Source organism: Streptomyces sp. MCA2, from assembly GCF_023544705.1.
Lineage (GTDB): Bacteria > Actinomycetota > Actinomycetes > Streptomycetales > Streptomycetaceae > Streptomyces > Streptomyces decoyicus.
Map to the genome: position 1 here is coordinate 1 of NZ_JAMJFM010000099.1, position 11,304 is coordinate 11,304.

The 11,304-nt window shown below is 70.9% G+C and carries 10 protein-coding genes; 1 reads left to right on the plus strand and 9 read right to left on the minus strand.

Annotated elements, in window-relative coordinates; genetic code table 11:
- Positions 1-6 precede the first annotated feature (6 nt).
- The 9 genes from M8I34_RS40540 to uvrC form a co-directional block, all read right to left on the minus strand.
- Complete coding sequence (locus M8I34_RS40540) at positions 7-342, minus strand: RNA polymerase-binding protein RbpA (protein WP_016578660.1); 336 nt, start codon at positions 340-342, stop codon at positions 7-9.
- Between the two features lie 155 nt (positions 343-497).
- Positions 498-734 carry a preprotein translocase subunit SecG gene (gene secG / locus M8I34_RS40545; RefSeq protein ID WP_030086299.1) on the minus strand — a complete coding sequence of 79 codons (237 nt, stop codon included), beginning with the start codon at positions 732-734 and terminating at the stop codon, positions 498-500.
- A 141-nt stretch (positions 735-875) separates the two neighbouring features.
- Positions 876-1,631 (minus strand): triose-phosphate isomerase, encoded by a 756-nt coding sequence (gene tpiA, locus M8I34_RS40550; protein ID WP_250058085.1) that lies wholly within the window; start codon positions 1,629-1,631, stop codon positions 876-878.
- A 38-nt stretch (positions 1,632-1,669) separates the two neighbouring features.
- Positions 1,670-2,872 (minus strand): phosphoglycerate kinase, encoded by a 1,203-nt coding sequence (gene pgk, locus M8I34_RS40555; protein ID WP_250058082.1) that lies wholly within the window; start codon positions 2,870-2,872, stop codon positions 1,670-1,672.
- A 115-nt stretch (positions 2,873-2,987) separates the two neighbouring features.
- On the minus strand, positions 2,988-3,992 hold the full coding sequence (gene gap, locus M8I34_RS40560; RefSeq protein WP_244415575.1) for a type I glyceraldehyde-3-phosphate dehydrogenase: 1,005 nt from the start codon (positions 3,990-3,992) through the stop codon (positions 2,988-2,990).
- A gap of 256 nt (positions 3,993-4,248) precedes the next feature.
- Complete coding sequence (gene whiA, locus M8I34_RS40565) at positions 4,249-5,238, minus strand: DNA-binding protein WhiA (RefSeq protein ID WP_018091880.1); 990 nt, start codon at positions 5,236-5,238, stop codon at positions 4,249-4,251.
- On the minus strand, positions 5,229-6,233 hold the full coding sequence (gene yvcK, locus M8I34_RS40570; RefSeq protein ID WP_284051382.1) for a uridine diphosphate-N-acetylglucosamine-binding protein YvcK: 1,005 nt from the start codon (positions 6,231-6,233) through the stop codon (positions 5,229-5,231). Before yvcK ends, whiA begins: the two co-directional genes overlap by 10 nt.
- A gap of 53 nt (positions 6,234-6,286) precedes the next feature.
- Positions 6,287-7,231: an RNase adapter RapZ gene (rapZ, locus tag M8I34_RS40575; RefSeq protein WP_051818455.1), complete on the minus strand. Its 945-nt coding sequence runs from the start codon at positions 7,229-7,231 to the stop codon at positions 6,287-6,289.
- Positions 7,228-9,318, minus strand: a complete 2,091-nt coding sequence (gene uvrC, locus M8I34_RS40580) for an excinuclease ABC subunit UvrC (protein WP_244415573.1) — start codon at positions 9,316-9,318, stop codon at positions 7,228-7,230. Before uvrC ends, rapZ begins: the two co-directional genes overlap by 4 nt.
- Before the next feature lie 700 nt (positions 9,319-10,018).
- On the opposite strand from uvrC, the gene M8I34_RS40585 reads away from it, so the two are divergent.
- Positions 10,019-11,304 (plus strand): aminotransferase class V-fold PLP-dependent enzyme (locus M8I34_RS40585; RefSeq protein WP_250058084.1); only part of this gene is annotated, 1,286 nt, incomplete at its 3' end.

An 11,304-nucleotide genomic window follows, 5' to 3' on the forward strand; every position in this document is an offset into this window, starting at 1 on the left:
GGTCCGTCAGATCTCGCCGCGGAGCTTGGCGAGCGCCTCCGCGAGGATCGCCTCACCGTCGGCGTCGCTGCGGCGCTCCCGGACGTAGGCGAGGTGGGTCTTGTACGGCTCGGTGCGCGGCGGGTCCGGCGGGCTGTCCCGGTCCTTGCCTGCCGGGAAACCACAGCGCGGGCAGTCCCAGGTGTCGGGAACCTGCGCATCGCCGGCGAAGCTGGGCTGCGTCTCGTGCCCGTTGGAGCACCAGAAGGAGATGCGGATGCGCGGCGCGGACTCGCCGCGCTCGGCCTCCCCCATCGGCCCCGCCCCGACCCGACTTCCTCGGATCGCGTTGCCACTTGCCACGGTCGTAACTCCCTGCGTAATGGTGCTGCACAGCCTCTCGCAGCAGCTGCGCTGCGGAACGCCCCAGTCTACGTAAGGCCCAACGCGCGTCCAGTGGCTGGAGTTACCCGTCCGAGGACGCCACCCTGATGATAAGCCGCTCCTCCGACGCTGTGTCAGCTGCCGAGCTTCATCAGGATGCCCAGCACGACAATGCAGGCGAACCACAACAGACCGATCACGATGGTGATGCGGTCGAGGTTGCGCTCGGCGACCGAGGAGCCACCGACCGAGGACTGCATACCGCCACCGAACATGTCGGACAGGCCGCCGCCCTTCCCCTTGTGCATGAGCACCAGCATCATCAGCAGCAGGCTGAAGACGATGAGGGCGATCGAGAACCCGATGACCACGGCTGGACCAACTCTCTAGGACTGACGGACGGACGTATGGATCACGATATCCGCAACAAACGCTGCGGGGCCGGGGACGGCGCTGCTGCACCGGTCCCGGCCCCGACAGGGTACGACGAGGGCTCCCCCTCGTCATAGTTGCTACTGGTCGCGGAAGCGGACGATCTTCACAAACTCTTCCGAGTCGAGGGCCGCGCCACCGATCAGCGCGCCGTCGACGTCGGGCTGCGCCATGATCGCGGCGACATTGCCGGACTTGACGGAGCCGCCGTACTGGATGCGGACCTTGTCGGCCAGCTCCTGGCTGTAGAGCTCGGCGAGGCGGCCGCGGATGGCACCGCAGACCTCCTGCGCGTCCTCGGGGGTGGCGACCTCGCCGGTGCCGATGGCCCACACCGGCTCGTAGGCGATCACGATCGTCTCGGCCTGCTCCGCCGGGACGTCCGCCAGACCGCCGTCGACCTGGGCGAGGGTGTGCGCGACCTGGTTGCCGGCCTTGCGGACGTCCAGGCCCTCACCGACGCACAGGATCGGGGTGAGGCCGTGCTTGAACGCGGCCTTGACCTTGGCGTTGCAGATCTCTTCGTTCTCGCAGTGGTACTGGCGGCGCTCGCTGTGGCCGACGGTCACGAAGGCGCACTTGAGCTTGGAGAGCATCGCGCCGGAGATCTCACCGGTGTAGGCACCGGAGTCGTGCGCGGAGATGTCCTGGGCGCCGTACTTGATCTTGAGCTTGTCGCCGTCGACCAGCGTCTGCACCGACCGCAGGTCGGTGAAGGGCGGCAGGACCGCGACCTCTACGGCGTCGAAGTCCTTGTCGGCAAGGGCGAAGGCGAGCTTCTGGACGTGGGCGATGGCCTCGAGGTGGTTGAGGTTCATCTTCCAGTTGCCCGCCATCAGCGGGGTGCGGCCGTTGTTCAGAGCGGTCACGTTGTTCAGTCCTCCAGTGCGGCGAGGCCGGGGAGCGTCTTGCCCTCGAGGTATTCGAGGCTGGCGCCACCACCGGTCGAGATGTGGCCGAATGCGTTCTCGTCGAAGCCCAGCAGACGTACGGCGGCGGCCGAGTCACCGCCACCGACGACGGTGAAGGCGTCCGAGTCCAGCAGGCCCTGCGCGACGGCCTTGGTGCCGCCGGCGTAGTCGGGGTGCTCGAAGACGCCCATCGGGCCGTTCCAGAAGACCGTGCCCGCGTCGGCGCACTTCGCGGCGTAGAGCTCGCGGGTCTTCGGGCCGATGTCCAGGCCCTCCTGGTCGGCCGGGATGGCGTCCGAGGCGACGACCTGGGGGTGAGCCGGGGCCTTGGTCTTCAGGTCGGGGAACTCGGCCGAAACCAGTACGTCGACGGGGAGCACGAACTCCACGCCGCGCTTCTCGGCCCGTGCCAGGTACTCCTGGCAGGCCGGGACCTGGTCCTCCTGGAGCAGCGAGATACCGACCTCGTGGCCCTTGGCCTTGAGGAAGGTGTACGCCATACCGCCGCCGACCAGGATGCGGTCGGCCTTCTCCAGCAGCTGGTCGATGACGGCCAGCTTGTCGGAGACCTTGGCGCCGCCGAGCGCGACGACGTACGGGCGCTTGACGTCATCGGTGAGCTTCTTCAGGACCCGGACCTCGGTGGCGATCAGATCGCCGGCGGCGTGCGGAAGGCGCGCGGGCAGGTCGTACACGGAGGCGTGCTTGCGGTGCACGGCACCGAAGCCGTCGCCCACGTAGAGGTCCGCGAGGGCGGCGAGCTGGTCGGCGAAGGCACCGCGCTCGGCGTCGTCCTTGCTGGTCTCGCCCGGGTTGAAGCGAAGGTTCTCCAGCACGGCCACCTGGCCGTCGGCCAGGCCCGCGGTCACCGAGCGGGCGGACTCGCCGACCGTGTCGGTGGCGAACGCCACGGCCTGACCGAGGATTTCACCCAGCCGCTCGGCCGCGGGGGCCAGCGAGTAGGCCGGGTCCGGGGCGCCCTTGGGGCGGCCCAGGTGGGAGGCGACGATCACCTTGGCGCCGCGCTCGACGAGCTTGGCGATCGTCGGGGCGACGGCGCGGATCCGGCCGTCGTCGGTGATGCTGGTGCCGTCCAGCGGCACGTTCAGGTCGGCGCGGACGAAGACCCGCTTACCGGCTACCTGGAGGTCGTCGATCGTCTTCATGAGGAGTGACTCCATCACATGGGTCGGTCGGTCGCGGAACGGGGCCCGTACGACGCCTCATCGCGTCGCACGAGCCCCGTCCCCACATCTCGGTGTCCCGGGTGTCAACCAGGGATCAGAGCTGGCCGCCGACGAAGGTGGTCAGGTCCACCAGGCGGTTGGAGTAGCCCCACTCGTTGTCGTACCAGCCGACGACCTTGACCTGCTTGCCCTGCGACATCGTCAGCTGGGAGTCGAAGGTGCAGGAGGCCGGGAAGTTCACGATGTCCGAGGAGACGATCGGGTCCTCGGTGTACTCGAGGATGCCCTTGAGCTGACCCTCGGCGGCCTTCTGGAAGGCGGTGTTGATCTCGTCCTTGGTGACCTCGCGGTCGAGCTCCAGGACCAGGTCGGTGACCGAGCCGGTGGGGACGGGCACGCGCATCGCGATGCCGTCCAGCTTGCCCTTGAGCTGCGGGAGGACCAGGGCGGTGGCCTTGGCGGCACCCGTCGAGGTCGGGATGATGTTCTCCGCGGCGGCGCGGGCGCGGCGCAGGTCGCTGTGCGGGAAGTCCAGGATGCGCTGGTCGTTGGTGTACGCGTGGACCGTGGTCATCATGCCCTTGACGATGCCGAAGTTCTCGTCGAGAACCTTCGCCATCGGCGCCACACAGTTGGTGGTGCAGGAGGCGTTGGAGATGATGTGGTGCTTGGCCGCGTCGTACTGGTCGTTGTTGACGCCCATCACGATCGTGATGTCCTCGTCCTTGGCGGGCGCGGAGATCAGAACCTTCTTGGCGCCGGCCGCGAGGTGCTTCTCGGCGTCGGCCTTCTTGGTGAAGATGCCGGTCGACTCGATGACGATGTCGGCGCCGAGCTCGGCCCAGGGGAGCTTCGCCGGGTCGCGCTCGGCCATCGTCTTGAAGGTCTGGTTGCCGACCGTGATGGTGTCGTCGGTGTGGCTGACGTCCTGCTTGAGGCGACCCAGGATGGTGTCGTACTTCAGCAGGTGGACCAGGGTGGCGTTGTCGGTCAGGTCGTTGACACCGACGATCTCGATGTCCGCGCCCTGCTCCAGGAGCGCGCGGAAGTAGTTACGACCAATGCGGCCGAATCCGTTGATGCCTACGCGGATCGTCACGAACCGATCTCCTCGTTGGTACGCCGGCGCAGTTACCGGCGAGCTGTATGGGATGTCCCCGACCGCCTCCGACCCTACCCCCTGTAAGAGACGTACGTGACATTGACATCGGCCTCGAAAGGTGCTCAAGTGAGCGCCCTTCAGCCCCTCTGACGACCGCTCCTGCGTGCCCCCGTCACCACGTCCGCATACGGCGGCGCCCCCGGCGCCCGGTGCGGGCGCCAGGGGCGCAATACGGCGAAGGACCGGCTCCCGTTCAGCCGACCATGCCCTCGGCGAGTTCCTCGGTGAGGTTGGACTCGGTGCCGGGGATACCGAGGTCCTGGGCGCGCTTGTCGGCCATCGCCAGCAGCCGGCGGATCCGGCCGGCGACGGCGTCCTTCGTCAGCGGCGGGTCGGCGAGGGCGCCCAGCTCCTCCAGCGACGCCTGCTTGTGCTCCATGCGCAGACGGCCGGCCGCCGCGAGGTGCTCGGGGACCTCCTCGCCCAGGATCTCCAGGGCCCGCTGGACCCGGGCGCCCGCGGCGACCGCGGCGCGTGCCGAGCGGCGGAGGTTGGCGTCGTCGAAGTTGGCGAGGCGGTTGGCGGTGGCGCGGACCTCGCGGCGCATCCGCCGCTCCTCCCACGCGAGCACCGACTCATGCGCGCCGAGCCGCGTCAGCAGCGCGCCGATCGCGTCACCGTCCCGGACGACGACGCGGTCCACGCCGCGCACCTCACGGGCCTTCGCGCCGATGCCGAGCCGGCGGGCGGCGCCGACCAGTGCGAGCGCCGCCTCGGGCCCGGGGCAGGTGACCTCCAGCGACGAGGAGCGGCCGGGTTCGGTCAGCGAGCCGTGGGCCAGGAAGGCCCCGCGCCAGGCCGCCTCGGCGTCGCAGGTCGCGCCGGAGACCACCTGCGGGGGCAGACCGCGGATGGGGCGGCCGCGGCCGTCCACCAGGCCGGTCTGGCGCGCCAGCTGGTCGCCGCCGGCCACGACCCGTACGACGTAGCGGCTGCCGCGCCGCAGGCCGCCGGGGGCCATCACCACCAGGTCGGAGCTGTGCCCGAAGATCTCCAGGATGTCCTTGCGCAGCCGCCGGGCCGCGATGCCCGTATCCAGCTCCGCCTCGATCACGATGCGTCCGCTGACCAGATGCAGACCGCCCGCGAACCGCAGGATCGACGAGACCTCCGACTTCCGGCAGCAGGTCCGGGTGACGGGGAGCCGGGAGATTTCATCCTTCACCGCTGCCGTCATCGCCATGGGCCGATCCTTCCATGCATCCGAAAAATACGGTCGTACGCGGCTGCCAGCAGCTCCGGGTCGTGCCGGTCGGGGGCTTGCCCGGTGCTGGACCGGGTGTCGTCTCCTTGTGCGGCGACCGCCGCCAGCTCGACCTCGCTGCCGACCAGCTGCTTGGCGGCAACCGTCAGACCTTCGATGTCGGGCACGGCGGCCTTGTCGGCCAGCACCACGTCGAAGGCGAGTTTAGGGGCGTGTCGGGCCAAAACCTCCAAATGACGCTGCGGGGAGAAGCCATCGGTTTCGCCCGGTTGGGGCGCAAGGTTGAGCGAAAGGACTTTTCGGGCCTTGGTCTCCTCCAGCGCCTCGCGCAGCTCCGGCACCAGAAGATGCGGGATCACGGAGGAGAACCAGGAGCCCGGGCCGAGCACCACCCAGTCGGCGTCCCGCACCGCGGCGACCGCCTCGGGGACGGCCGGCGGCTCCTTCGGCACCACATGGACGGACTGCACCTCGCCGCGGGTGAGCGCGACGGTGGCCTGGCCGCGGACCGTGGTGATCGCGTCAGGACGGTCCGGTTCATGGCCCTTGACCTCGGCCTGGAGTTCCAGGGGCACCGCCGACATGGGCAGCACCCGGCCGTGCGCGCCGAGCAGCTTGCCGACCAGGTCGAGCGCCTGGACGTGGTCGCCGAGCTGCTCCCACAGCGCGACGATCAGCAGATTGCCGACCGCGTGGTCGTGCAGCTCGCCCTCGCTCTGGAAGCGGTGCTGGATCACCTGGGACCAGGTCTGGCCCCAGTCGTCGTCGCCGCACAGCGCGGCCAGCGCCTTGCGCAGATCGCCGGGCGGCAGGACGCCCAGCTCGTCGCGGAGGCGGCCGCTGGAGCCGCCGTCGTCGGCGACCGTGACCACGGCGGTCAGGTCACCGGTGATGCGGCGCAGTGCGGTCAGTGAGGCGGACAGGCCCATGCCTCCGCCCAGGGCCACCACCTTGGGGGTGGCCCCCTTCGTCATACGGCCGCTGGGGACAAATCGCCGGACCCTGCGCAGCCGTGGTGCCCGCGCGCTCACTCGCGCCCCATGTCCCGGTGGACGACGACGGTTTCCACTCCCTCGGAGACCAGGCGCCGGGCCAGCTTCTCGGACATCGCGACGCTGCGGTGCTTGCCGCCCGTACAGCCCACGGCGATGGTCACATAGCGCTTGCCCTCACGGCGGTAGCCCTCGGCGACGATCCGCAGCAGCTCGGCGTAGCCGTCCAGGAATTCCTTGGAGCCTGGCTGGCTGAAGACGTAGCTGGAGACCTCGTCGTTGAGACCCGTGAAGGGGCGCAGCTCGGGGACCCAGTGCGGGTTGGGGATGAAGCGGCAGTCGATGACCATGTCGGCGTCGACCGGCAGGCCGTACTTGAAGCCGAAGGACATGACCGTGGCGCGCAGCTCGGGCACCTCTTCGCCGGCGAACTGGGCATCCATCTTGGCGCGCAGTTCGTGGACGTTGAGGCTGGAGGTGTCGATCACCAGGTCGGCGTCGCCGCGCAGCTCGCGCAGCAGATCGCGCTCGGCGGCGATGCCGTCGACGATCCGGCCGTCGCCCTGGAGGGGGTGCGGACGGCGCACGGACTCGAAGCGGCGCACCAGGGCCTCGTCGGAGGACTCCAGGAAGACGATGCGGCGCTTGACGTTCTGCGCGTCGAGGGTGGCCAGCGATTCCTTGAGGTTGGCGAAGAAACGGCGGCCGCGGACGTCGACGACGACCGCGATCCGGGCGACATTGCCCTGCGAGCGGGCGCCCAGCTCGACCATCGGCGCGATCAGCTCGGGCGGGATGTTGTCCACCACGAACCAGCCGAGGTCCTCCAGGCACTTCGCGGCGGTGCTGCGGCCCGCGCCGGACATCCCGGAGATGATCACCAACTCGGGGATCGCGGCGCTCTCGCCGTTGTCGGTCGTGCCCGTACTCACCTGTGCACCGTCTCTCTCGGTTTTCTGCGCTTCATGCGGTGTGCTCATCGTTCCTGCCCCCGTTCTGCCGACAACGCGGCCGGTGGGACCCCGTCATCCTCAATGATCTCTCCTGTGGCGGTGTTCACCGCGGGGGCGGACGGTGCCGCCCCGGCCAGGGCCGCGGCGACCGTCTCCGCGGTCTTGCGGCCGACGCCCGGGACCTCGCAGATTTCGTCGACCGTCGCGGCCCGCAGCTTCTTCAACGAGCCGAAGTGCTTGAGCAGTGCCTGGCGGCGGGTGTCGCCCAGCCCGGCGACGGCGTCGAGCGGCGAGGACTTCAGCCGCTTGGTGCGCTTGCTGCGCTGGTAGGCGATGGCGAAGCGGTGCGCCTCGTCGCGGACGCGCTGGAGGAGGTAGAGGCCCTCGCTGCTGCGCGGCAGCACGACCGGGTCGTCCTCCTCCGGGAGCCAGACCTCTTCGAGGCGCTTGGCCAGGCCGCAGACGGCGACATCGTCGATACCGAGCTCGTCCAGGGCCCGGCGGGCGGCCGCGACCTGCGGGGCGCCACCGTCGACGACCACGAGCTGGGGCGGGTAGGCGAACCGCTTGGGGCGGCCGTCCTCGTCGGTCGGGCGGCCGGCCATCGGGTCCGGCTCCAGGTCGTCCGTGCCCGCGGTGACGGTGGCGGCCGTGGCGCCGTTGTCGTCCACGCGGGCGTCGTCGGACGGCTCCTCCGTCCACTCGCCGGACTTCTGCTTCTCCTGGAGATAGCGCTTGAAGCGGCGGCCGATGACCTCGTGCATGGACCGGACATCGTCCTGGCCCTGGAAGCTCTTGATCTGGAAGCGGCGGTATTCGCTCTTCCGGGCGAGACCGTCCTCGAACACCACCATCGAGGCGACGACGTCATCGCCCTGGAGGTGGGAGATGTCGAAGCACTCGATGCGCAACGGCACCGCGTCCAGACCGAGTGCCCCGGCGATCTCCTCCAGGGCGCGGGAGCGGGTGGTCAGGTCGGAGGCGCGCTTGGTCTTGTGCAGGCCCAGCGCCTGCTGGGCGTTGCGGCCGACCGTGGCCATCAGGTCCTTCTTGTCGCCGCGCTGCGGGATGCGCAGCGAGACCTGGGAGCCGCGGCGCTCGGAGAGCCACTGCGCGACCGGCTCGACGGGCTCGGGCAGCGCCGGGACCAGGACTTCCTTGGGGACGGCGTCGCCCCGCTCCTCGCCGTAGAGCTGCTGGAGGGCGTGCTCGACGAGGCCGCTGGTGGTGACGGCCTCGACCTTGTCCGTCACCCAGCCGCGCTGGCCGCGCACCCGGCCGCCGCGGACGTGGAAGATCTGGACGGCGGCTTCGAGTTCGTCCTCGGCGACCGCGATCAGATCGGCGTCGGTGGCGTCGGCCAGCACCACGGCGCTCTTCTCCATGGCCCGCTTGAGCGCCCCTATGTCGTCCCGCAGCCGGGCGGCGCGTTCGTACTCCATCTCCTCGGCGGCCTCCTGCATCCCGCGCTCCAGGCGGCGGATGTAGGCGCCGGTGCGGCCGGCCATGAAGTCGCAGAATTCCTCGGCGAGTTCGTGGTGCTCCTCGGGGGAGATCCGCCCGACACAGGGGGCCGAGCACTTGCCGATGTAGCCGAGCAGACAGGGGCGGCCGATCTGGGCGGAGCGCTTGAAGACACCGGCGGAGCACGTCCGTACCGGGAAGACGCGCAGCATCAGGTCGACGGTCTCGCGGATGGCCCAGGCGTGGCCGTACGGGCCGAAGTAGCGCACGCCCTTCTTCTTGGCGCCGCGCATGACCTGGACGCGGGGGAACTCCTCGTTGAGGGTCACCGCGAGGTACGGATAGCTCTTGTCGTCGCGGTACTTGACGTTGAAGCGCGGGTCGAACTCCTTGATCCAGCTGTATTCGAGCTGGAGCGCCTCGACCTCGGTGGAGACGACGGTCCACTCCACGGAGGCGGCGGTGGTGACCATCGTGCGCGTCCGCGGATGGAGGCCGGCCAGGTCCTGGAAGTAGTTGGCCAGGCGCTGGCGCAGGCTCTTGGCCTTGCCGACGTAGATGACCCGGCCGTGTTCGTCGCGGAACTTATAGACCCCCGGCGAGTCGGGGATCTGTCCCGGCTTGGGTCGATAGCTGCTGGGGTCTGCCATGCACACCACCCTACTGACCGCGACCGACAATCACCGTGCCCGGACCACCCCCGCTCCGGGACCGGCGGCGCCGGTCAGCGGGGCCCGGCGGCCGGGAGGCGGGGGACGGCGGCCGGGCCCGGGCGCCGGGAGCCGGTGACGCTCCTTGCGGCCGGGCTCCCGGGGGGCGGGCGGTACGTGCTGCGTCCCCTGCGGACGGCAGCGGGGCGGCTGTGGACGGGCGGCTGTGATCGGCTGCGGGCGGGCGGATGCGGACGGCTGTGGTCATCCGTGCAACGACGTGCGACGTAGCAGACCGGCGCCGTCCCGTGGACGCGATCCCGCAGCAGGAGCGCTTCCGGCCAGGCCCCACCGGGACGGCACGTCAACGACGTGACAGGCCGTCAATGAGCCGCACGGACCATCGGGATGGGGCGCCCGTCGGCGCGCAGACGCGGCGCAAATACCGTCAATCCCGGTAGTCGATCTTGTGGGCGCTCGCCGGAATGACGCGGAAGTGAGTGCCGTCCGCGGCGCGGCTCGGCAACGCTGTCCGCGTGACTTCAGAACGCGTCCCCGCGCCGGACGGGAGAGCGCGCGCCCGGCGCGCGGACCATCGGCTGCAGGCCGGGCACCGGCACCGCCCTGGGGACGGGGGCCCCACCGCGCGGGGGCGCCGTCCACCGCCCTCCCCCGGGCCTGTGACCTGCCCGGAGCTGCCGTGACGGCCCCGGAGGGCGGGCAGGCCGCCCTGCGCAAGGCCGCCCGGCGGGCCCGGCGGCTGGACGCACGGGACCCGCTGGCGCCGTTCCTCGGCCGTTTCGCCCCGGTACCGGACGGCCGGCTGTTCCTCGACAGCAGCTCACTGGGCCGGCTGCCCGCCGCCACCCCGGAGCTGCTGGACCGGGTGGTGCGCGGCGACTGGGGCGACCGGCTCGCGCAGGGCCGTGCGCCGTGGCGGGACCTGCCGCAGCGGATCGGCGACCGGATGGCCGCGACCGTGCTCGGCGCCCTGCCGGGCGAGGTGGTGGCCGCCGACTGCACCAGCGTCAACCTCTACAAGCTCACGGTCGCCGCGCTGGAGGCACGCCGCGGGCGGCGGACCGTGGTGGTGGACGACGACAACTCCCCCACCGACCGCTATGTCGTGGCCGGGGTCGCCGCCGAGCACGAGCGGGCGCTGCGCACCGTGCACACCCACCCGGAGACCGGGCTCGACATGGCGACACTCCGGGCTGCGGTGGACGAGGACGTCGCGGTGGTCGTGCTGTCGCTGGTCTCGCACCGCTCCGGGGCGCTGCTCGACATGGCCGAGGTGCACGGGATCGCGCACGCCCAAGGGGCGCTGGTGCTGTGGGACCTCAGTCATGCGGTGGGCGCGGTGGACCTCCAACTGGCCGCCACCGGGGCCGATATGGCGGTCGCCGCGACGTACAAGCATCTGATGGCGGGGCCCGGCTGCCCGGCGCTGCTGTACGTACGGCGGGATCTTCAGCCGTACGCCGTGCAGCCGGTGCACGGCTGGTACGGGCATCGCGAACAGCTCGCCGGGTCCGTGCCGTACGACCCCGATCCGACCGTCCGGCGCTTCTTGACCGGCACCCCGCCCGCACTGTCGCTGGCCGCCGCGGAGCCCGCGCTGGACCTGCTGGCCGAGGCGGGGATGGCCGCGGTACGGGCCAAGAGCCGGGCGCTGACGGGGTTCCTGACGGAGCTGGCCGGGGCCGCGCTGGAGCCGTACGGGCTGCGTCCGGCCGGGCCCGCCGACCCGGAGCGGCGTGGCGCCCATGTCGCCTACCGGCATCCGCGGGCCGGGGAGCTGGTGGCGGCGCTCGCCGGGGCGGGCCTGTTCGTGGACCACGTTCCCCCGGACCGGGTACGCCTCTCCCCCGGGCCGCTGTCGACCCGCTTTGCGGATGTCCTGGAGGCGGTGTGCCGGTTCCGGGAGGTGCTGAGCGGCTCCGACCTGGCGGGGGTGGCCGCCGGCACGGGCGAGTGGGGGGTGTG

Bases quoted from the DNA above. Each gene is read 5' to 3' on its own strand.
- uvrC (WP_244415573.1), bottom strand. From the start codon at position 9,318: ATGGCAGACCCCAGCAGCTATCGACCCAAGCCGGGACAGATCCCCGAC.
- rapZ (WP_051818455.1), bottom strand. From the start codon at position 7,231: ATGAGCACACCGCATGAAGCGCAGAAAACCGAGAGAGACGGTGCACAG.
- yvcK (WP_284051382.1), bottom strand. From the start codon at position 6,233: ATGACGAAGGGGGCCACCCCCAAGGTGGTGGCCCTGGGCGGAGGCATG.
- tpiA (WP_250058085.1), bottom strand. From the start codon at position 1,631: ATGGCGGGCAACTGGAAGATGAACCTCAACCACCTCGAGGCCATCGCC.
- pgk (WP_250058082.1), bottom strand. From the start codon at position 2,872: ATGAAGACGATCGACGACCTCCAGGTAGCCGGTAAGCGGGTCTTCGTC.
- whiA (WP_018091880.1), bottom strand. From the start codon at position 5,238: ATGGCGATGACGGCAGCGGTGAAGGATGAAATCTCCCGGCTCCCCGTC.